The organism is Vibrio sp. nBUS_14 (genome assembly GCF_051201655.1).
Taxonomy (GTDB): Bacteria; Pseudomonadota; Gammaproteobacteria; order Enterobacterales; family Vibrionaceae; genus Vibrio.
Genome location: NZ_CP179207.1, coordinates 72,948 through 92,847, shown reverse-complemented (window position 1 = coordinate 92,847; position 19,900 = coordinate 72,948). Strand labels below are relative to the sequence as shown.

The following is a 19,900-nucleotide window of genomic DNA, read 5'->3' as shown; positions in this document are numbered from 1 at the left end:
ATGGCGTTGATCTAGGAGGTGAAAGTCCTCTACGGGCTCAGTCGAGCGAGAACCGTTAGCCTATGCAAGGGTGTTCACCGTGAGGTGAAATCTGAAGGAAGCAAATGGCAAAACTTGGTTGTGACGAACAGAAATCTGATAGTAGGCCATTACAACTTGGGCAACCTAGCCATAGATAGAATAGTCCAATGCCTCGACGGGAAGTGTGTAGTGGTAAATCAGGCACAGCCAAGGGAAAGAACAACGCCTTACCTCGGGAGATCTTATTGTTTGTCTCAATAGAGACTAATACAGCAGTGATGTTGTGTGATGGACAATAAGAAGTCAGCAGAAGGCATAGTACTTTGAGAATGTACAACTCAAAGGAAGGCCTGAACTGAATATATCAAGAAGCAGTCACTAGACACTCAATCATGTGGAGTCATAGCAAGATGAAACTCATCTCTACGTCCCAAAGGGCAATACCGCAAGTAAAGCTCATGGATACGAAGAATGACAAGCATGGTCGGCGTAGACAGGAGGGCGAGTCTTGGTGACCTCAACTTCGTTGATGGAGCAAATTTGCTCTTCAACCAATTTGAATCAAGCTCTTAGACGCGTGAAGAAGAACAAAGGGTGTGCAGGAGTCGACAAGCTCGACATCAACGCCACTATCTCAAGACTTCGACAGGCATCAAACGGGCAAGAGCTTCGCCAGATTCTTCTGGATGGAAGCTATCAACCTCAATCTGTTCTTGGTGTAGAAATCCCCAAAGCTAGTGGTGGCGTAAGGCAATTAGGTATCCCAACAGTCCTTGATAGGGTAGTCCAACAGGCAATCACATCAGTGCTGTCATGTATCTATGAGCCGAAGTTCTCCGACAATAGTTACGGGTTTAGACCCAACCGCAGTGCGCACCATGCATTGGCGGCCGCCAGTCGCTACATCCGAGAGGGTCGAGGTTATGTAGTAGATATAGACCTAGCAAAATACTTCGATACAGTGAATCACGATAGGCTAATGCACAGGCTGTCACAAGATATTGCTGATAAACGCGTGTTAAAGCTAATTAGGTCATACCTACAGGTAGGCATAATGCGACATGGACTAGTTGAGCAGAGACAACGAGGCACACCCCAGGGTGGGCCATTATCTCCGCTACTATCAAATATTGTATTAGATGAACTGGATAAAGAGTTAGAGCGTAGAGGGCATAAGTTCTGTCGATATGCAGATGACTGCCAAATCTACGTGCGTAGTGAGGAAGCCGCTCATCGAGTCAAAGAGTCGATAACGGAGTTCTTGGAGCAGAAACTAAAGCTGACGGTAAACCGTAAGAAAAGTGCAGCAACGAGAGTGACAAAGCGAACTTACCTAAGCCATCGCTTCCAGATAGACGGAACAATCGGGATATCGAAGACGGCACAAGCTCAAATGAAGAAGCGAGTACGTCAGATAACGAAGCGAAATCGAGGACGAGAGTTACAGGTGATAATCACGGAGTTAACTCAATACCTAAGAGGATGGCAACACTACTTCAAGCTTACTGTTCGTAAAAGTGCAATGCAGCGCTTAGATGAATGGATACGGCGTAGACTAAGGTGCTACCGACTAAAGCAGCGCAAACGCAGACACAGCATAGCGACATGGTTACAGCGACAAGGTGTAACGGAGCGTAATGCGTGGAAGCTAGCGATGTCAGATAAGGGTTGGTGGCATCTAGCTTTAACGCCACAGGTTAATCACGCCATGCCAATAAAATGGTTCGAGGGGTTGGGGCTGTACTCATTAAGAGATGGGTACGAGTCACTGAAAGTATATTCGGAACCGCCGTATGCGACCCACGCTTGTACGGTGGTGTGAGAGGACGGAGGCTGCGAGGCCTCCTCCTACTCGATTTTGGGTTCTTTGAATTTTACGATGCATAGGTGGGTGTTCAGATAGATGTTAAATCGGAACTGACGAACACTTAAGCATTACGTAAACGAAGCTTAGTGCCATCGAATTTGAGTTTACCCAGTAGATTCTTCGCATTAGCGCGGCCAATATCATCAAATCCCACACCGTATCGAGTGTAGTGCGTCGATTTTTGCAGATTACAGATGGTGCCTCTCAATGGAGGTATAAGAGGGCCATTATAGTTTTCAGGGGTAATCTCGATAGACACTCGATCGGCAATCTGAATTGCACGAGAGGTCGGTGAGGTCACAAAACGACAACCACTTTTCGATAAGTCTCTTATCTCACAGTTTGCTCTTTGGTCGTTGAAGATAATTCTTGATGCCAAGTTCACTTCATAGCGTGTTTCTTTACGCAGCTGAGTGACTTGCATCGTGTTTGGTGTCGAAAGCACAAGAATAGGGAAGGGTTCACCAATCTTATGGTGAATTTGGCTTCTAAAGTGAATAAGTGCGCCTTCACCTCGTAGAGAATAGGCACGAGCGGTCATCCAAAAACCTTCTTGAAAGAAAAAATTAAGATCTTCATTGGATACCTCGGGAACCTCAACCACAATACAGTTATCACTGTGCGTACCTATAAATTTAGTGGTGGCGAGAAACTTAGTGCCAACCGGAGTCGATACGTTTAACGTCAGTTCACTGCCGTGTTCAATCATGGCAAGGGCATCGGTACTATTAATCGTGGAAATAGTGCGATTTCGAGAGTCTTGAAGTGCCTGATTATGCTCCAAAGGCTTCTTCAGTGGTGCGTTCATTATATTTCTCCATCCGCCAACATGCGTCTGTTAGTTATTTGGTAACTTGCTAACAAGGTGTTATTACGTGCTAGATTTAACAGGAGTACTTTATATAAAGCAGTTAACTCTAAATTATTTCTGTGTTTGTAAGTACTTAGTTTTATTTATATGCACTTGCGTTAGTCTATTACAAGGAACTGATACTTTAAACTCTTATTGTTTGGCGTACCAATTATTTGCAGGAGTTGAGAATGAAGGCCATAAAATGGGATCAAAAAGATAGCCAGATCACGGTTGAGCTAGAGCCAAATCAGTTCGCTGTTGTTAAGTATCAAAAGGATGGAGACGTACTACATATTACCTCGACTCGTATCCCTGATGAATTGCAAGGCAAAGGCTTTGGCAAGGTGATGATGGAATCAGTATTACCTGAAATTGAACAGGCGGTTTTTAAAATTGTTCCGGTGTGCAGCTATGTCGTGCATTACATGAACAGGCAAAAGCAATGGTCGCATCTTCTCTCCGATAAAGCATAGTAACGAGTTATATGTCTCAATCAATGCCGTCAAATAATCTTGCTCAATCACAAGTGAGTAAGAGTCAAAACCAACCTGAACTTTATCAAAATGAGCTTTATCAAAAAATAGCGACCTCGTTGGGGTGCCATCAAGGGTTTGATGTTCAAGTAATTCAACGCTTGTGGGGCGGATACGGCGAGTTAGTACGCTTGGTCTTTGCTCGCGAGAATAGTGCTTTGACAAACAATGCTTCGATGAACAGCGTCATCGTCAAGCATGTCGCACTGCCAGATAAAACCGAACACCCCAAAGGCTGGAACACCAAATTATCTCATCAGCGAAAGGTGTACTCTTACCAAGTAGAGACTGCATGGTATCAATTGTTCACCCAACAGTGGGATGAGCGTTGCCCTGTCCCTGTTGGACTGCAATGTGAGCTAGAAGAGAACGAGTGGCTGATTGTGATACAAGACTTAGTGGATATCGGTTTTCCGTTAACTTCTCAGTTTGATGTGCTTGCTGTCTCTGACGATCTGGTAACCAAAGATACGCAGTCTGAACTGGCGTCTGGCTACACTTTTGAAGAGCAAAAACAACGTGATGCCTGCCTAAAGTGGCTCGCTAACTTTCATGCTAAGCATATCCATATCGACCAAGAACAGTCTGCATCATTGTGGCAAGTCGGTACTTACTGGCATTTAGACACACGGCCTGATGAGTTAAATGCGTTGGCTGACTTACCATTGAAAAATCAAGCGCAATACATCGATCGTTTACTCCGGGAGTGTCCGTATCAAACCTTGGTGCATGGCGACGCCAAGCTCGCTAATTTCTGTTTTGATTCAGAAAGCCAAAACGCTGCTGCGGTTGATTTCCAATATGTGGGTCATGGTTGTGCGATGAAAGATGTAGCTCTGTTTATGAGCAGCGCGGTTAGGCCGCAAGATTGCGAAGAGCTTGAATCAGAAATATTAGAGGCTTATTTTCGATATTTGAAAGAGGCACTTACACACTATCAACCACAACTTTCTTTTGATGATGTTGAAGCCGCATGGAGCCCCATGTTTTACGTGGCGTGGGCTGACTTTCAACGTTTCGTAAAAGGCTGGAGCCCAGAGCACTGGAAGATCAACCCGTATACTGAGCAATTGACTCAAACGGTTATTGAGCAGCTAGAAAGCTCAGAATAAATTACCTCATATCTGCCAACCAAATAAGAAAAATTCGCCCAATTTATGATTGGGCGATTTTGATTTTATCTCACGTAGGCCTTAGTTCGTTTGGCTATCAGCTTCTGTTGTTTGTGTGTAAGCGAGCTTATTGGCAAGTTTGAGTTTTTTATTGAAACCCTCTTTATCAATATCCCCCATTACTCGCGCAGGTTCTATTTCACCGTCGGCGGGTGAGTAAAAGAAAATAGCTGGAGGGCCAAATACATTCTTATCATTGAGCCACGCCATTTGCTCGGGAGAGCTTTCGGTCACATCAAGCTTTATGGTCTTCCATTCTTTAAGCTGTTGGCTCACTTGTTGGTCGTTGAACACATTCGTTTCAATCACTTTACAAGAGACACACCAATCTGCGTAAAGATCGACCAGCACCTTTTGATCGGTATTGGTAGCGGCTTGTATCTGTTTCTCTAGTTGATTAATCGAATCTGTTTTTTCAAATGTAGTGATTGCAACGGATTGGACTGACTCTCGGTTTGCAAGCGGATTCAGAGGATCGGTATTACCTAAGAGAAATCCGACAAACAGAACTAACCCGTAGCTCAGTGGTAGCAAAGCTGAGAACTTACGAGTACGCGCCCAACCCGGTTGTGCGGCTTCTAAAGCCCCGAAATGTACACCAGTACCAATAGCAAGCAGCGCCCATAAGATCATAATGATCGATGGAGCGACAAAGCGGCTTAATAGCACGATAGCAACTGCCAATAGCAGCACGCCGAATACCTGCTTGACTGAAACCATCCATGCGCCACTTCTTAATAGCAAACGCCCGCCACTCGCTCCGATAGCGATAAGCGGTACGCCCATGCCAAGCGCCATTACGAACAGAGTCGCTCCGCCAAACATCCAATCTTGAGTGGTTGATACGTACAGCAACGCACCAGCTAATGGTGCACTGACACACGGTGACACCACCAAGGCTGATATTGCGCCCATGGCAAAGACACTGGCGATCTTACCGCCTCCAAGCTTGTCTGAGCCGCTGTTAAGCTTTTGCTGAAGGGCAGCAGGCAGTTGGAGTTCATAGAATCCGAACATCGCCAACGCAAGCAGAACAAAAACCGCTGCAAAGCTACTTAACAACCAAGGTTGTTGCATCGCGGCTTGTAGGTTGACCCCTTTTGCCAAGGTGGTGACTAAGATCCCCGTCATGGCATAGCTGGTCGCCATTCCCAAAACGTAAGAACTGGAGAGTGCCGCGCCTTTCTTGCCTGTCATCGCTTTTTCGCCACCGATGATGCTAGCTAAGATTGGAATCATAGGCAGTACACATGGCGTTAGGGATAAGCCTAAACCAAGCAAGAAGAACACAAGAAGCGCTTGTAGCTTACCGGCTTGGGATAGGAACGAAGATAAGCCATTCGTGTCTTCACTGATCTCACCTAAGGTTTCATATAGAGAGTTTGATGGCTCCTCAACCAGCGGTTCAGCTACGGTTTCAAACATAGGTAAATCGAGCACTAACTTTTGCGGCAGATAGCAAAGTCCTTTGTCTGCGCAGCCTTGATAACGCACGGTGAGTTTGCCACTTCCCGAGTAAGGAACAGTAACGGTAACGGGCTCGTGAAATACGATGACGTTACCAAAGTTTGGATCCTCTTTCTCTTCACCTGGCAGCGAATAACTCGGTTCTAACGTTGATAATGACGACTCCCCTTTGAATGAAAATCGAGATTGATACAGGTAGTAACCCTTGTGGGTATCTAAGCTGATCACCGCGCCTTGGTCTGTCGCTTCCCATGTAACAGGAAAGGCCTCTTCAACGGGAAGAAACTCGTTTTCTTGAGCATGTAACAATCCGCTAAATAATAGAATTAACGTAAGTAGGTAGCACTTCATGGAAGAAGGAACTCCGTGTTTTGGTGAATGTGTAATTGCTCGTCGATGTAGATAACAGCACAGTCTTCGGGTACTGAAATGTTTGGGTTCAGTGTCAGAGAAGTGCTGAGCACGCCTGCTTCTAATGTGGACGACGCGATAGCAGTAACAGACATGATTTTCTTTTCAATATCCTGCTTCGACAGAATATGAGAGGTGGTCTTGTCGCCAAACTGCATCTGACGTTCACTGTGAGCCGAAGTCGTGAGCGCTGCGTCCGTTAACGGAACGGCGAAAAATGGGGTCTTGTTGTCTCTTGGGTCCAATACAGCAATGTTAAATGCCGAGCCATCCGGTTTGGTTCCCAACGCATAGATGTCACCGCCAAAATTCACTAACATCGACGTCGCGCCGAGCTGTTTGCCGAGCACTACCGCTTGGTCAACGGCGTACTCTTTGATGACGCCGCCAAAATCGAAACGAGTGCGTGAGTCAGGGACGTGTAGCCTTGTCCTTTGTAGATCGAGGGTCCCTTGTAGATCGTCAGCCTTTTGTCGATCGACGTCCCCTTTTTGATCCATTGTCCCTTTCAATTCCCACGCTTGCTTACCCAAAGCAGAAGATAGGGCTTGGAAGGCGTGGCTGTGCAACATCTTCGGTTTGTGTTTTAAAAGATGTTTGATGCTGCCGACCGTAGTATCAAAGGTATCGAACGTCAGTTGGCTCAATCGGTCGAGATGTTGGAAAACCTCGGCAGATTCAGAGTCGAGTTCGACATCACATGATGCTCGTTGATTAATGCATTGTGTTAGCCACGAGTCGTCGCAGTAGAAGTTATATTTGTCTTCTAATCGGCGTGTGTTCTGCTCTATCTCGGTCGCGATTGCTTTTGCGGTTGTCTTTGGAAAGTTAGCCAAATCAATCGACAAAATTTGCACTTCACACGGTACGGTCATGGCATGAAAACGATGCACAAAGGGTAGGTTAGAACTCATAGGTTGCTCCAACCGCCCACCACTGAGCTTCAAAACCGTTGCTCTGCTCGTAATACGCAGCAAGCGCATTTAAGCGTAACTTCTTATGTACCTTGATACTCGCCCCTAGTTCATAGGCATTGGCCGTGAAGTTACCTAAGCGAAGGTCAGAAGTCGCGTAACCTGACGATGCAAAAGAAGGAACCGCACTACTTGGGTCGCGATAGAAATCGGCTGCATCTTGCGTGTACCAAAAATAGCCCGGTGCTAACGTTAACCATTCACTCACTCGCCAAGATAATTTGCCGCCTAACTGGTGAGACATTACGCCCCAATCATCCATAAACCACTTGTATCTTGGTCGGATTTTTAAACTGTCGGACAATGAGTAAAAGGCTTGGATATTAATACCGCCAGAGAGTCGCGTATCCGGTCGAGAATCTTGCCCCAAGAACACTTCATCGTCATCGATCTTACCGTCGTCATTGATATCGACTTCACGCAGAACCGTTAAATAGTGATTGCTCAAATAGCCACTGCGGTAACCCGTGTAAGCGGTAAAAATGCTGTATAGATTCGGCGTGAAGGTTTGAGATAACCCCGCTTCTAAACTGCCCGTAAAAATGTCTTCCCAACTCTGGCTGTTTGATGAAGCCAATGAATATTTGCCGAACGCTTGAGTCTGATCGAAAAGGGCAGAGCCACCTAGACTGTAAGAGCGGTTTTTAGTGCTATCGGCATAGACCAAACCTTTGGCATTGATACCAAGGCTTTCGTAATCTTCTTCTTGAGAGGCGTTACCACCAAAGGTCCATTCATTACGTAACGTGTCACGGTAGGTTGCGCTTAAGCTGATGGACTTTCTGGTGTCTTCAAGATCGAACTTTTGGATTTCGTAGCTGTCTCGATGAGGGTCGTAACCTGCACGAATGACCTCGTTGGTTTTGTTTTGAGCTTGCTGAGTTTTCAGGGCGCGATTTATCTGATCGGCATTCGAAGCAAGAGGTGTCGTTGGTCCCCACGCTGGTGAGGCGCCAGAAACACTGTCATAGCTTATCTCTGCGTTGAGTGTCCAATCTAAGCCGATACTTTTCTCAATCGAAACCATGGTGTCATTGGCTGATACTCTGTCATCGTATTCCTCATAGCTAAGGTAATGAACAGAGATATGATCTTCAGCTAATGCAACGTTAGCCACTGCCGCTGTACTCAGCAGCGTAATTGGTAATTTTTTCATTTTTTTCTTATTTTGTTTTTTTAAATACTGATTTATTCGTTGAAGGAGCGGTTAGTTACAACCACAGCCTCCGCCACCAACGCCGCTGCCGCCGACGGAACCTTGTTTGTAAGCGAAGACTTTTTCTGAAAAGACGTCGAACTCAGGCACCGTGCCACCGGGTTTCATCTCTTTTTGAGCCAATGTGCCTTTTTCCCAAGGCTTTACAGGTTCAATACCAAGAAACTCATCAACGAAAGCCAAAGCAGAAGGTTTGTTACTCTCTTCTGGTGCTTTCCGTTCGATAACCAGTTGCTTTGCCTTGGGTTTCACCATTTCAATGTTTCGTCTGGTTGCACGTTTTGCTTCTTGGTTTGAATAATCACCGCCACTTGAATAAACGGTGCTGGAGATGATCTCTTCTTCAACGATAGGACCTTCGTTTTTGTCAGTGGCTTGTTGCTCAACGGGCTTTTTGCCCAGACCACTGAGGTCGATTTCTAGCGTGGCATTAGCCATCATTGGAATGGTGAGTAGCCCAACAAGGGTGGCTTTGATTAGCATTACAGTTGCACTCCCATTTGGGTGAGGTCGTCAGTAATCACGTCACTAATGTGGTTAATGGCACCAAAACGAATCTTGATAACCTTGCCCTGATAGATGTAGTAAAGCGCAGGCATACCGATAGGTTTAAACTCTGCGATCAACGCTTGTTCAGGGTCGTTAACAACAGGGAACTCCAGTTCGAGTTGTTTTTGAAACTCCAAGCCAACCTCAACATCTTCATCCACATCAACGCCTTTGAACGTCACGCCGGTGCCTTTAAGTTCGGTGTAGAGTCGGTTTACTTCTGGAAGCTCTTCGCGGCAAGACACGCACCACTCTGCGAAGAAGTCGACAATGGTGAGCTCCTCGTTGTTGAGTTGCAGTTTCTCGATGACGTTTGGTGATAAAGACTCGCCTTCTTGATAAGCCAATGCAGGTAAAGAAAGGCACAGCGCCAATAGCGCTAGGGCTCGTGTAAACATGTTTTTCTCCATATTGTTTTTAACTTGTTTGTTTTTAATTCAATGCTTAAATTCAGGTGTTTCGAATCAAACGCTTTGTTTGGATTAGCGAGTGAGTTTGATGGTTGCCGAGTATTCAACCGCCAAAATATCGGAAAAGTACTCGTTGAGTTGAGCCGTGTTGGTGGCGCTAAACACGCGTTGTGTATCCCCGGCACAGTTCTCGAATTGAGCGATTCGAGATGCGCTGACGCCGTAGCCGATGAAGTTCATTTCGATGCCATATTGATTAATTGCGGTAGTACAGAACCCGGCGTTAACCAGTTGGGTAAACGCGTCTCCACTATCATCACCGTCGGTAAAAAGCACCAATTTCCTCCTGGTTTCGGGTACTGTGCTGGCGTTAATTCTCCATGCTTGTTGCCAGCGTGGGATAAGCTGTCTCACTCCCCATACCAAACCGTGATAAGAGCTAGTGCCACCATTTGCTGTTAGGTTGTTTATCGAGTTTTGGACGCGGGAAAATACGCTGGTCAATGGCAGCATTGGTGAATCTTGATTGCAGTAGCTTGGTGGTGGTAATTTCACCGGTCGCTCTGAGTGAAGCGTCGCTAGGTTATCGACGGTCAGTGCCGCAGAGAAATTGCCACTGCGATAGCTAAGCCCATCGATACAGTAGATTCCGGCCGCTTCTTTTGATAACCAAGGTGGGCGCTGCGCTGCAACGCCAGAGTCGAAAGGAACGATTGAAATTCTTACTGATTCTAAATCGTTAGCGCTCTTGCTCTGAGATTGAATCGTATTCAAAGCGTCGGACAAAATGGATTTCAAAGACTGGATGTTTGAACCCATCGAACCAGACACATCAAGTACTAACACCAGCTCCGTTGGAATCGGAGATTGCTTGCTTTCAACCACACCTTTATAACCACCACCCGTCGCCGTTACCTTGGTGGCATAGCTCTCATATTGGAAGTTGGGCAGTAAGGGTGACAATGAATAACCTAGGCTAATACGGCATTCTGAGCCTATGATTTCTGGTTCTAAGCCACTCACACCTTTTAGGGTTGGCTTATAGTAATCTTGGTAAGCCTGCATCATTGGGAGAGTGGCTTGGTCAGCAAAAGCACACGCTAATGCGGCCGAATCGGCGGCTTGCGCTGCTCGGTTTGAAACCATTACTTGTGCGGAGATCATCAGGGTGCCAACGGCAATGAAAAGCGCTGGAAACAGTAACGCCAAGAATGAAATGGTCATGGAGCCTTGCTGCTTTTTAAGCGCAATGCTGCCGAATATTGGTTTAACCATAATGCTTACCTACCACTACTGATGAGCTTTTTAGGTTATTTGGAAGAGCGAGCCGTTCGTAGCTAAATGGTGTCTCCACGCATAAGGTCAGCTGAACTAAGGTGGAAGGCCTTCCATCCAACGCAGGATCGCCACTGCCTACAACGAGCATCTCCGTAAGCTGTTCAATCGGCCGATCACTTTGGCAGTCGCTTCCCGCATACAGATGTTTGTATTCCCACGTTGAAGTAGCAATATCAAAGACACGACTTTCAAGTAAAAGCCCAATATTGCTGCGCTTAATGTCTTGCGGAAGATAACGCTCGGCGAGATCGAGAAGCTGATCCTTTAACGTATTAGGCAATCCGTTTGGGCCTTGCTCTGGTTTCAGTTGCGTTAGTGAAACGGCATTCACTAGGTTATATGTCACGTTGTCGAGCTGAATCTGTAGGTTGAATAAGCGATAGATGGCAACAAGCCCCCACAAAATGATCATGAGTGCGAGTACAACGAAGGGGAATTCAATCGCTGCTGACCCCGCTTGTTTTTTTCGAGGTGTTTTATTTGTTGTCATAACTAACCAGTACCTTTCTTTTCAAGGTTGTCATGTTGCCGATAGACTCAGAAAACTGAGTTGATAGATTAGGTAATAAGGCAAATGAAAATGAGTAAGATACCTTGTACTCCCCCAACACGGCTCTGCTTTTGGAAACCGATTTGTTATTGACTAAATCTGAGAAGTTTTCGGCGTATATCGGTGAAGATAAGCTGATTTTATCCTTACTTATCAATGGGAACTGGGCGATGCTCTCGGTAAAGGCGAGATCTGAATTAGGACTAATCGGCCGTGTCTTAGCCTCTCTAACGCCCGCATTAACGGCTACATCAAAGATGATGTTGACCAGCAGCAGACGGCAGATCTCAAAGAAACCAATGATGAGTATCAGAAACGGTATTACCAACATTGCAAACTCGACGCTCTGCGCCCCTTTTTGACGAGAGAGCATCACAGTTCTCCTTGCTCAGTTTTAGCAGCAAGCTCTTGGTAATACAGGCTATTGTTGGCGAACTCAGGTTGAGATAGGTGCGCGCGAGCGATACTTTTGGCGGACGCACTGTCTCCAGAAAGCGCATAAGCCAGTGCTAGATTGAGTTGCAGTTTTACGCTCGCTTCACCTCGGACAAAGATCGGGTGCAGAATACGAATCCCTTGCTCTGGTTTACCATCGAGTATCCAAGCCATAGCGAGGTTGTTCCGGTATTCGTTGCTTGAAGGCATTAAGCTAAGCGCATTTGAGTAACACTCTCTGGCTTTTGAATACTGCTTATTGAGCGAGTAACTGACTCCTAAGCTATTTTGAGCAACGTCATCAGAAGCTTCCAGTAGAACAGATTCTTCAAGAGCGGAGGTCGCTTGTTCAAGCTCTCCTAAAGCTAACCATGAACGGCCTAACTCACGGTAAATCGCACTGGCTTGATTAAGCTCGATGCCACGCTTTAAGTAATGCAGTGCTTCGTCATAACGACTGGCTTGATTGGCTGCAGAGCCCATCAACAGCAGTAACTGCGGGTCATTGGGTTTCGCTACCAGCATTTTGCGATAGAGATCCATGGCACTTTCTGGTTTGCCATTCATCAGTGCAACCTCCGCGACTTTCATGTCTTCAGAAGTCTCTTTTTCAATGCTATTCGTTGATTGACAGCCGACTAAAATTAGCGCTAAACCCAAGAGAAAGATCTTGTTCATAAGCCCCCCAAGGTTTGTTTAAGGGATAACATGATTGGCACGACAATAATGCCCACGACAGGTAGCATGATGAAGACCACTAAAGGGAATGACATCTTGGCTGGTATTTTTCCTACCCACTCTTCAAGCTCTAAGAAGTGATATTGGCGGCTATCAGAGGCAATCAGCTTTAACGCGTCAGCGAGAGGCGTGCCGTATTGAAGTGCTTGATTCATGGTGGTCACAATATTGTTGATGTCAGGAAGCTGCACTCGTTTGTCTAGGTTTGACAGCGCTGTTTGTGGTGAATCAAGAACCGATATTTCAGTCGCAGTGAGTAGCCATTCGCGTGACAACGCTGGAGAGATCGCACGCATTTCTTCACCGACACAGCGAAATACCGCTTCGAGTGTTAGACCTGATGCGACACATACCACCATCAGATCGACAGCATCAGGAATAACGCGGCTAATTTGCATTCGGACTTGGTTCACGCGCCAATCTAGAATGCGGTCGAACAGGATGCCAACCACAATGGCGATTGCGATACATTCGGCCACAGAGTTCATGTTAAGCACTTGGATTCGAGCGACATACCAAGCAATAGAGCCCGTCACCATCGTTAGTAGTCTTAAGCCAAGAAAGTAGATCTCTGCATTAGGACTCAACCAGCCAATGAGGATTAACTTCTGGCGTCGTGGTTTTGCACCTTGGAAGCGCCATTTGCTAGAAGCGGTGGTGTACTTAGAGGAGTAGCTCGATACGCGAGTCAGTCGCTCAGCGACAACATCTCGTTTGAAAGAAGACAAGTGTGCGACAACTGTCAGTAGTAATGCACACCCCAACAGAAGCAGGGCAACATACATCATGATGAGAACCTTTTGTTACGAGTCAGAGCGTTCAAAATGAGTGTACCTGAGCTGATGCTAATGACGGCGTAGGTTAGTACCCGCTGCCCCGATTCGGTGTTGAACAATTGGGCTATCATGGTCGGTTCCATCAAATAGATACCACCCAATAACCCCAGGGGTAAGATAGAAAGAAAGAGGGCTGTCATACGAGGCTCCGAGGTTAAGCTCTTGACCTTTTTTCTCATCGCTCGGTTGTCATGCATGGTTCTGCTTAAGCTTTGAAGAATGTCACGCAGTTGGCCACCATTCGATTGATTCAGGATTAACGCGACCGAGAAGTAGCGGAAACTGCTGTAAGGAAGGCGAACGCATGCATCATCGAGGCTTTGTCGAAGGCTTAAACCGAGCGTTAAGTTATCGCGAATATAGGAGAACTCACGTCCTAACAACCCTGGTTGGGTTTCTGACACTTGTTCAATCGCTTGTGGGACTGAGAGCCCCGCAGCCACCGCTCTAGAAATTAAGCCAAGTACATTGATGATGCCTTGCTCGAACTCTTCTACCTGCATTTTTCGGCGGTACATCACCAAGGCACATGCGCATACAAACCAAAGTCCAACAGCGGCGAAAAGTTGATGATGCATTGCCAGTTGGGGAAATAACATGTGGCCAGATGTAGGGAAGCCGATAGCTGATAAAGCAATAAAGTACTTATCCCAAACTGGCAGCAATGCATTCATTCGTAAAAAGAAAGCATGCAGTTTGTTACTACGTTGGTGGTTGTTTTTTTTGATTGAAACGTCAGTTTTAAACGAGCGTTGACTGTCGCTTACCAATAACAGCCGTTTATTGACGATGGCTTGCTTTGAGCTCAACCTGATCAACCCAATCGCGATAAACAAAACGAAAACAGTGAGAACTAGGATCATCAGGCTTCAAGCTCCATCGCAACTTTGAGTTGAGCATCGAGTTGGTGATACTTGGCTTTTTCATTGAAGCTTGGTACGCACTTAGCACTCTTGTATTCTCCAATCAGGTTACCTTGTTGATCTTCCGATAAAGGTTTGAATTTGAACAAGTCTTGAGTGATGTATTGTTCTCCTTCTAACCCTTGCACCTCGGTGATCGAAACAATGCGCCTTTTGCCATCACGCATTCTTTCAACTTGTATAACGACATCGATGGTGTCTGCGATTTGGCGGCGCAATGAGAACAGAGGCAGGGTCGCTTGGCTCATCATCAACATGTTTTCCATGCGAACGAGTGCATCAGTCGCTGAGTTTGCGTGCAATGTACACAGTGAACCATCATGGCCGGTGTTCATTGCCTGCATCATCTCAAAGGCTTCATCACCACGAACTTCGCCTAAAATGATGCGATCTGGTCGCATACGTAGAGCATTTCGCACCAACTCTCGCTGGGTAATTGGCGTTAAGCCTTCGGCGTTGGCTGGGCGAGTTTCAGCGCGCACAACATGAGGCTGTTGTAGACGCAGTTCTGCGGTGTCTTCAATGGTAATGATGCGTTCTTGAGGTGAAATGCTAAAAGACATCGCATTGAGCAGTGTGGTTTTACCTGCACCAGTGCCTCCTGCAACAAGCACATTAAGGCGTGAGCGAACAATAATATCGATAAGTTTAACCATCGATTTCGACATTGCGCCAAACTGAGCTAATTGGCTGAGTGTTAGCTTATTCTCATTGAATTTTCGGATGGAAATGTAGGTTCCATCAAGCGCTAGCGGTGGGATCATCACATTGACACGGCTACCATCATCCAATCGAGCATCAACTAATGGATTTGATTCATCGATTCTTCGTCCAACCTTGCTGACGATGCGTCGCGCTAGGTTGAGAAGTTGTTCTTCATTGCGAAATTGAACTGGCGTTTTTTGCAATTTTCCTGAGCGTTCTACGTAGACTTCACGGTACCCATTGACCATGATGTCGGTAATGCCTTGGTCTTCAATTAAGGGCTGTAGTGGACCTAATCCTAGAAACTCATTAAGCAGTTGTTCTACTGAGTGAGCGACATCTTTGTGACCAAGTGGTAACTGCTTAGAGACCACGATATCTGACACCATTTCGGCAATTCTAGCTTCAAGATCGGATGCGCTTAAGCTCACTACAACCGATGGGTCGATCGCCTTAATGACCTCTTCATGGATCACATGATAATGCTCACGAACCGAAGGTGTTGATGTTAGGGCTTCATGAGACCGAGCTCTATTCGCTTCAATCGGATCTATGGTTTGTGTGTTCTGACCAAACATTATGCGCCTCGCTTCCAAAAACGGCGGTTGCCTTGTTGCGGCTCACCAGTGACTAGTTCAAGTAGAGAGTTAAACGCGAGCTTCACTTTCCTATTGCCTTTATGGGCAGGCTGACCAAGCGATGACTTGCTCAAGAAATGGTTAGGCAAAAATGGAATCACGACGTCTACGGAAGTTCCGAGTGATTTCTTCACATCATTGACCGAAATAAGGGATGCGGAATCGGACTTACAATGGTTCAACACCACAATAGTTTGTGAAGCGGCTTGGGTTTGAAGTCGTTTGATTATCTGACCTGCATTGCGAATGGAGCTGAGTGTTGGTTCCACCACAATGATTCGGATATCGGCACTTTTAAGCGCTTCAAAACCAACTTGGTCACGCAATGAATAGGTCGGGATGTCGATCAATAAGTAGTCTGAACTTTGCAGGCAGAACTTTGTAAACTGATCGAATGCACTCTTTTGTGGCCAAAATGGTGTGGTGTCTAAAGGCAGATAACCGGTAAAGAGCGTGTGCTTGGGTGACACACTGATCCCACTGCGCTCAAACACGAGAGGTTCCAATCTTTCTGGGTATTGTAAAAGCTCTACCAACGCCGTGTTGCCTTCGACATTGAGTAGCAAATCCAAATCACCCATCGAAAAATCGAGGTCCATACAAGTTACTCGTTTATCGAGTTCGGCAAGCTGCTGCGATAACGTTGCGAGAATGGTGCTGCTTCCTGAGCCGCCCTTTGCACTGACAATGGAAACGACTTTTTCATTTCGTTTTTCGTTGTTGAGTTGCAAAGCAGCAAAGGAGACGTGTTCAAGATCTTGTGGTGTCACAGGGTTGACTAAATAGTCACTGGCACCAGATGCGAGCATTCCACGGTAAGCAAAAATTTCAGTTGAATGACCAATCGCGATAACTTGGCACCCAGTACGTTGTATTAAACGCTGCACAACCTGTTTCGATTCTGGCAATTCGCTATTCAGTACATCGAGAAAGATGGTTTTAACGTCATTCTTAAGTACCTGTCTCACCACGTCATCTTCTTGATTCGAAGAGGTCGTGATGTTGTTGATACCGAAATCATTCAGTGTGTATGTGAGCGCTAATGTATCGAGTTGCTCCGATGCCGCGATGAGTACCGTTAAATTATGTACTTGATTCATTGCGAACCTCCTAGCGTGGTATTCGAAGAACCAGAGTTTGTCTGTTGGTTTTGTGCTGGTGGTGCAAAGTAGTTATCGATGCCAGACACCGCTTTTTGTCCTTGTGCACTGTCGATGGGTTGACCAACAATCAGGTCTTTTGGATTGGCGACCATTTGCGCCAGTGCATTGGCATTCGCACAGCCAAAATTGCGCTGAGTACGATAAGCGTTGAGTGTGGTTCTTGGTGTTTTACCCGCGTCACATGCCGTGACTTTGGCACGATAAGATTCAACAAAAATCGTGATGTCGCCTTTACCTTGCGCCGCAGTGTCTGACACTGAAATTTGCGAAGGGTAGAGGCCTGACTCGATCAGACGAAGCCTAACTTTTTCACTTTGGCCTTCTCCTTTCTGAGTCGTATTTTCAATCTTAACCATTAAGTTGGATAGCGTGCCTCGACGAGCAATAAAATCAGAGATGTCATCTTTCTCTTGGCCCGATAACGTTTTGCCCGACAGTGTTAAAGTCAGTTTGTTTGTCACGGACACCACATCCACAGAAGGTTGTTGGGTTGTAGGCGTTGGCGCGCAACCCGCAAGCGCAATGAGAGCGGGCAGTAATAAGGATAATTTGTTCATGATGTCCTCAGTAGTAGAACCCGTTGTCACCCAGTAAGCGAGGCTTCTGGTTGTCGGTGTATGTGTCTTGACTAAACGTTCTTTTACGTTGAATTCTCGGCAGTGCCAGTAATCGTTCAACATCACTCAACGGAATTAAGCCATCGGTTGGTAGTGGCATTGAGTCTGAACGTGTCGGTTGCACCAGATACGCCGTTACAATGATGATCAGCTCTGTTTCCCTACGAGTGAACTCGCTTGAACGGAACAGTGAACCTAGAACGGGAACCTCGCCAATCAACGGGACTTTCTGCAGTTGTTCGATGTCTTCCGATTTTAATAATCCGCCTAAAGCAAAGCTCTGCCCACTCGCCAATTCAATGGTGGTGGAGGCTTTACGAGTAGTAAAAGAAGGGAAGTTAGTTCCGTTTATCACTTGTTGGCTCTCGATTGAGATGTTGCTGACCTCGGGATTGACTTTTAAGCTGATACGGTTTTGGCTGAGCACGGTTGGGGTGAAGTTCAGTTTCACACCGAAACCCTTATATTCAATCTCAGTGGTGTCAGCGGTAATCAATGGCAGAGGAACTTCTCCACCCACTAGAAATTCTGCATCTTCGCCTGACATCGCGGTCAAGTTAGGTTCAGCAAGCACAGACATCATGCCGTTGGTTGCTAGCGCATCAATCAGAGCAGTAATGCTCGGCTTGCCCCAACTACTGACATTAGGCAGCTTTGAAAACGAAAATTGCCCCACACCACCGGCGATTGAACCCCATTTGATGCCCAACTTATTGGATACATTTCTTGAGACTTCAGCGATTTTTACACGAAGGTTGACCTGATTTGGCATGGTGACAACCAATTGATTGATCAGCTCATCATCATTGGGTTTAGTCTGCTGATTTTGATTGGTTGAATTACTGCTTTTGTTACTGTTTCCCTGTGAATTCGAGCTCTCTTGTTGTTCGGTAGAACCGACAATAGGGGATAAATAGCCTTTCGCGAGCGACACGATATTGTGTGCCATCATAGGAGAGGGAACACGACCTTTAAGCCATAACTTTCCGCCCAGAGATTCCGCGTTGACTGACGCTTCTGGGAACTTGTTTTTAACCAGTTCATTGAACTCACGGCTGTTATGCGTGACGCGAATCTTGTTGGTATAAATCACGCGTTCTTGTTCATTCAAAACCGTGATCGTAGCGCTGCCAGCCTGCTTACCGAATATCATCACCTTGGTATTGGTTAAGGTTTGGTAATTAGCGATATGGGTGTTAGAGATGAAAATGGATTTCGCTTTTTCAGGTAAGCGAATCATTCTCGCCTCATTGATCGTGACATCAAATGTTGATGCTGCAGATGCAAAAGAGACACATAGGCTTGATAGCAGGAGAATACCCCACCAACGACAGATGTTAGCCATTGTTATCAGCTCCAGTTTTATTATTGACGGTTTTATTTTCGGCTCTAAATTCCACCAAACCCACGTCAGGTAATACCTGAATTGTGTCTGGAGAAATGACTTTGAGCGTCACGGCATTTGCGTGTTGAGGTTGAACTTGAGCCTCGTTTTGCCCGCGTAATACAAGCGTTAACTTTCCTAATTGTTTTGCAAGTACCACCTGGTTTGCTTGCTCGGGTGTCACTTCTAAAGAGACACTGCTGTCGTCAGGGATACCATTTTCGAAACCATTAGATTCCCGAGCCTTTTGATAAGATTCTGCCGTTTGCTTGTTATTAAATGCCAAGACTCTTACATCATGCACTATCGTGGTAACGTACAATCCTTGAGATGAATTGCCATAACGAAGTAGCTCACCATCTTGTGAACCGAGTAGGAGAATATCCACTCTGTCGCCCGGTTCAATGAAGCCTGAATTAGATGTGACTTGATCGACAGGGACTGAAATCGCGCGATAGCCTGGTTGCAACTTCAATGAAAGCGAGTAGCCACCTTCGGGTTCGGTGATGTCCGCTTTCGACAATATTGAGTCTTTGACGAGTTTGGTGCGTGCAAGCCCCGACATCTTGTGGTTGGCTGAAATATCTTCCGGCGTCACGTGGTCGATGTAGTTCTCCAACTCTTGCTGTGGAACTTCTTTCCATCGGAACGAGTTTGGCGTGTAGGTTTGGCCTATCTCGATAGTGCGAGTCGGCACCAGCACTTTGATCGTTTTCTCAGCAGCCGATACGGAGGTGCTCGCAGACTCGTTATTGGTTTGACTCAACAGTAAAACGGATAATCCGAGCACCGAGCAAAATAACGACAGCAACATGAGTCGCTTGGCAGTCATAACTATTCCTTTAATTTACGGTAAACGGACTTATTCTGATTTTTGAGCTTCGGTGAGCTGCTTGACGACAGTTTCGTAAGCACCATTAATGGCTTCGGTTAGATCACCATTTTCGCCGCCTACAAAATTAAGCAAGACCACAGACATTGCTGCTGCGAGGATTGCGTATTCGATAGCGGCCGCGCCGCGCTGTTTTTTCTTGTTCAACATGTTGTTATTTCCTAGATGAAAGCAGCCTCAGCTGAGGCTGCTGTGGTAATAAGTAATG

21 protein-coding genes are annotated in these 19,900 nt (G+C 46.2%); 3 read left to right on the top strand and 18 right to left on the bottom strand.

Features of this window, described 5'->3' with window-relative positions:
• Nucleotides 1-550: 550 nt before the first annotated feature.
• On the top strand, nt 551-1,843 hold the full coding sequence (ltrA, locus tag ACMAZD_RS17975; RefSeq protein ID WP_435249317.1) for a group II intron reverse transcriptase/maturase: 1,293 nt from the start codon (nt 551-553) through the stop codon (nt 1,841-1,843).
• A 106-nt stretch (nt 1,844-1,949) separates the two neighbouring features.
• Here ltrA and ACMAZD_RS17970 read toward each other — a convergent pair whose 3' ends face one another.
• Nucleotides 1,950-2,696 (bottom strand): flagellar brake domain-containing protein, encoded by a 747-nt coding sequence (locus ACMAZD_RS17970; protein WP_435250044.1) that lies wholly within the window; start codon nt 2,694-2,696, stop codon nt 1,950-1,952.
• Between the two features lie 233 nt (nt 2,697-2,929).
• Between ACMAZD_RS17970 and ACMAZD_RS17965 the strand changes: the two genes are divergently transcribed.
• Together ACMAZD_RS17965 and ACMAZD_RS17960 are read left to right on the top strand one after the other, a co-directional pair.
• The gene (locus ACMAZD_RS17965; protein WP_435250043.1) at nt 2,930-3,214 is read left to right on the top strand and encodes a GNAT family N-acetyltransferase; all 285 of its coding nucleotides are present in this window, start codon (nt 2,930-2,932) and stop codon (nt 3,212-3,214) included.
• An 11-nt stretch (nt 3,215-3,225) separates the two neighbouring features.
• Nucleotides 3,226-4,386, top strand: a complete 1,161-nt coding sequence (locus ACMAZD_RS17960) for a phosphotransferase (RefSeq protein WP_435250042.1) — start codon at nt 3,226-3,228, stop codon at nt 4,384-4,386.
• An 81-nt stretch (nt 4,387-4,467) separates the two neighbouring features.
• On the opposite strand, the gene dsbD is transcribed toward ACMAZD_RS17960, so the two are convergent.
• From dsbD to ACMAZD_RS17875, 17 genes are all read right to left on the bottom strand, one after another.
• Nucleotides 4,468-6,264, bottom strand: a complete 1,797-nt coding sequence (gene dsbD, locus ACMAZD_RS17955) for a protein-disulfide reductase DsbD (RefSeq protein ID WP_435250041.1) — start codon at nt 6,262-6,264, stop codon at nt 4,468-4,470.
• Nucleotides 6,261-7,238, bottom strand: coding sequence for an FAD:protein FMN transferase (locus ACMAZD_RS17950; protein WP_435250040.1), 978 nt, complete (start codon nt 7,236-7,238; stop codon nt 6,261-6,263). The genes dsbD and ACMAZD_RS17950 overlap by 4 nt, the downstream gene beginning before the upstream one ends.
• On the bottom strand, nt 7,228-8,454 hold the full coding sequence (locus ACMAZD_RS17945) for a DUF3570 domain-containing protein (protein ID WP_435250039.1): 1,227 nt from the start codon (nt 8,452-8,454) through the stop codon (nt 7,228-7,230). Before ACMAZD_RS17945 ends, ACMAZD_RS17950 begins: the two co-directional genes overlap by 11 nt.
• Before the next feature lie 51 nt (nt 8,455-8,505).
• On the bottom strand, nt 8,506-8,997 hold the full coding sequence (locus tag ACMAZD_RS17940) for a DUF4266 domain-containing protein (protein ID WP_435250038.1): 492 nt from the start codon (nt 8,995-8,997) through the stop codon (nt 8,506-8,508).
• Complete coding sequence (locus ACMAZD_RS17935) at nt 8,997-9,461, bottom strand: TlpA family protein disulfide reductase (protein WP_435250037.1); 465 nt, start codon at nt 9,459-9,461, stop codon at nt 8,997-8,999. Before ACMAZD_RS17935 ends, ACMAZD_RS17940 begins: the two co-directional genes overlap by 1 nt.
• Before the next feature lie 84 nt (nt 9,462-9,545).
• Entirely contained in the window at nt 9,546-10,748 is a 1,203-nt protein-coding gene (locus tag ACMAZD_RS17930) for a vWA domain-containing protein (RefSeq protein WP_435250036.1), read from the bottom strand.
• Complete coding sequence (gene tadF, locus ACMAZD_RS17925; protein ID WP_435250035.1) at nt 10,741-11,301, bottom strand: tight adherence pilus pseudopilin TadF; 561 nt, start codon at nt 11,299-11,301, stop codon at nt 10,741-10,743. Before tadF ends, ACMAZD_RS17930 begins: the two co-directional genes overlap by 8 nt.
• Nucleotides 11,288-11,734, bottom strand: coding sequence for a TadE/TadG family type IV pilus assembly protein (locus tag ACMAZD_RS17920; protein WP_435250034.1), 447 nt, complete (start codon nt 11,732-11,734; stop codon nt 11,288-11,290). Before ACMAZD_RS17920 ends, tadF begins: the two co-directional genes overlap by 14 nt.
• Nucleotides 11,734-12,474: a tetratricopeptide repeat protein gene (locus ACMAZD_RS17915; RefSeq protein ID WP_435250033.1), complete on the bottom strand. Its 741-nt coding sequence runs from the start codon at nt 12,472-12,474 to the stop codon at nt 11,734-11,736. Before ACMAZD_RS17915 ends, ACMAZD_RS17920 begins: the two co-directional genes overlap by 1 nt.
• The gene (locus ACMAZD_RS17910; RefSeq protein WP_435250032.1) at nt 12,471-13,322 is read right to left on the bottom strand and encodes a type II secretion system F family protein; all 852 of its coding nucleotides are present in this window, start codon (nt 13,320-13,322) and stop codon (nt 12,471-12,473) included. The genes ACMAZD_RS17915 and ACMAZD_RS17910 overlap by 4 nt, the downstream gene beginning before the upstream one ends.
• The gene (locus tag ACMAZD_RS17905) at nt 13,319-14,233 is read right to left on the bottom strand and encodes a type II secretion system F family protein (RefSeq protein ID WP_435250031.1); all 915 of its coding nucleotides are present in this window, start codon (nt 14,231-14,233) and stop codon (nt 13,319-13,321) included. The genes ACMAZD_RS17910 and ACMAZD_RS17905 overlap by 4 nt, the downstream gene beginning before the upstream one ends.
• Nucleotides 14,233-15,576, bottom strand: coding sequence for a CpaF family protein (locus ACMAZD_RS17900; RefSeq protein WP_435250030.1), 1,344 nt, complete (start codon nt 15,574-15,576; stop codon nt 14,233-14,235). The genes ACMAZD_RS17905 and ACMAZD_RS17900 overlap by 1 nt, the downstream gene beginning before the upstream one ends.
• Nucleotides 15,576-16,736, bottom strand: coding sequence for an AAA family ATPase (locus tag ACMAZD_RS17895; protein ID WP_435250029.1), 1,161 nt, complete (start codon nt 16,734-16,736; stop codon nt 15,576-15,578). The genes ACMAZD_RS17900 and ACMAZD_RS17895 overlap by 1 nt, the downstream gene beginning before the upstream one ends.
• Nucleotides 16,733-17,356: a CpaD family pilus assembly lipoprotein gene (locus ACMAZD_RS17890; protein WP_435250028.1), complete on the bottom strand. Its 624-nt coding sequence runs from the start codon at nt 17,354-17,356 to the stop codon at nt 16,733-16,735. Before ACMAZD_RS17890 ends, ACMAZD_RS17895 begins: the two co-directional genes overlap by 4 nt.
• Nucleotides 17,357-17,363: 7 nt before the next feature.
• Nucleotides 17,364-18,761, bottom strand: a complete 1,398-nt coding sequence (locus tag ACMAZD_RS17885; protein WP_435250027.1) for a type II and III secretion system protein family protein — start codon at nt 18,759-18,761, stop codon at nt 17,364-17,366.
• Entirely contained in the window at nt 18,754-19,632 is an 879-nt protein-coding gene (gene cpaB / locus ACMAZD_RS17880; protein ID WP_435250026.1) for a Flp pilus assembly protein CpaB, read from the bottom strand. The genes ACMAZD_RS17885 and cpaB overlap by 8 nt, the downstream gene beginning before the upstream one ends.
• Before the next feature lie 30 nt (nt 19,633-19,662).
• Nucleotides 19,663-19,842: a Flp family type IVb pilin gene (locus ACMAZD_RS17875; protein WP_435250025.1), complete on the bottom strand. Its 180-nt coding sequence runs from the start codon at nt 19,840-19,842 to the stop codon at nt 19,663-19,665.
• Nucleotides 19,843-19,900: the final 58 nt, after the last annotated feature.

Excerpts from the sequence above, each read along its gene's own strand:
- ltrA (WP_435249317.1), top strand. The coding sequence starts at position 551 with ATGGAGCAAATTTGCTCTTCAACCAATTTGAATCAAGCTCTTAGACGC.
- ACMAZD_RS17970 (WP_435250044.1), bottom strand. The coding sequence starts at position 2,696 with ATGAACGCACCACTGAAGAAGCCTTTGGAGCATAATCAGGCACTTCAA.
- ACMAZD_RS17965 (WP_435250043.1), top strand. The coding sequence starts at position 2,930 with ATGAAGGCCATAAAATGGGATCAAAAAGATAGCCAGATCACGGTTGAG.
- ACMAZD_RS17960 (WP_435250042.1), top strand. The coding sequence starts at position 3,226 with ATGTCTCAATCAATGCCGTCAAATAATCTTGCTCAATCACAAGTGAGT.
- dsbD (WP_435250041.1), bottom strand. The coding sequence starts at position 6,264 with ATGAAGTGCTACCTACTTACGTTAATTCTATTATTTAGCGGATTGTTA.
- ACMAZD_RS17950 (WP_435250040.1), bottom strand. The coding sequence starts at position 7,238 with ATGAGTTCTAACCTACCCTTTGTGCATCGTTTTCATGCCATGACCGTA.
- ACMAZD_RS17945 (WP_435250039.1), bottom strand. The coding sequence starts at position 8,454 with ATGAAAAAATTACCAATTACGCTGCTGAGTACAGCGGCAGTGGCTAAC.
- ACMAZD_RS17940 (WP_435250038.1), bottom strand. The coding sequence starts at position 8,997 with ATGCTAATCAAAGCCACCCTTGTTGGGCTACTCACCATTCCAATGATG.
- ACMAZD_RS17935 (WP_435250037.1), bottom strand. The coding sequence starts at position 9,461 with ATGTTTACACGAGCCCTAGCGCTATTGGCGCTGTGCCTTTCTTTACCT.
- ACMAZD_RS17930 (WP_435250036.1), bottom strand. The coding sequence starts at position 10,748 with ATGGTTAAACCAATATTCGGCAGCATTGCGCTTAAAAAGCAGCAAGGC.
- tadF (WP_435250035.1), bottom strand. The coding sequence starts at position 11,301 with ATGACAACAAATAAAACACCTCGAAAAAAACAAGCGGGGTCAGCAGCG.
- ACMAZD_RS17920 (WP_435250034.1), bottom strand. The coding sequence starts at position 11,734 with ATGCTCTCTCGTCAAAAAGGGGCGCAGAGCGTCGAGTTTGCAATGTTG.
- ACMAZD_RS17915 (WP_435250033.1), bottom strand. The coding sequence starts at position 12,474 with ATGAACAAGATCTTTCTCTTGGGTTTAGCGCTAATTTTAGTCGGCTGT.
- ACMAZD_RS17910 (WP_435250032.1), bottom strand. The coding sequence starts at position 13,322 with ATGATGTATGTTGCCCTGCTTCTGTTGGGGTGTGCATTACTACTGACA.
- ACMAZD_RS17905 (WP_435250031.1), bottom strand. The coding sequence starts at position 14,233 with ATGATCCTAGTTCTCACTGTTTTCGTTTTGTTTATCGCGATTGGGTTG.
- ACMAZD_RS17900 (WP_435250030.1), bottom strand. The coding sequence starts at position 15,576 with ATGTTTGGTCAGAACACACAAACCATAGATCCGATTGAAGCGAATAGA.
- ACMAZD_RS17895 (WP_435250029.1), bottom strand. The coding sequence starts at position 16,736 with ATGAATCAAGTACATAATTTAACGGTACTCATCGCGGCATCGGAGCAA.
- ACMAZD_RS17890 (WP_435250028.1), bottom strand. The coding sequence starts at position 17,356 with ATGAACAAATTATCCTTATTACTGCCCGCTCTCATTGCGCTTGCGGGT.
- ACMAZD_RS17885 (WP_435250027.1), bottom strand. The coding sequence starts at position 18,761 with ATGGCTAACATCTGTCGTTGGTGGGGTATTCTCCTGCTATCAAGCCTA.
- cpaB (WP_435250026.1), bottom strand. The coding sequence starts at position 19,632 with ATGACTGCCAAGCGACTCATGTTGCTGTCGTTATTTTGCTCGGTGCTC.
- ACMAZD_RS17875 (WP_435250025.1), bottom strand. The coding sequence starts at position 19,842 with ATGTTGAACAAGAAAAAACAGCGCGGCGCGGCCGCTATCGAATACGCA.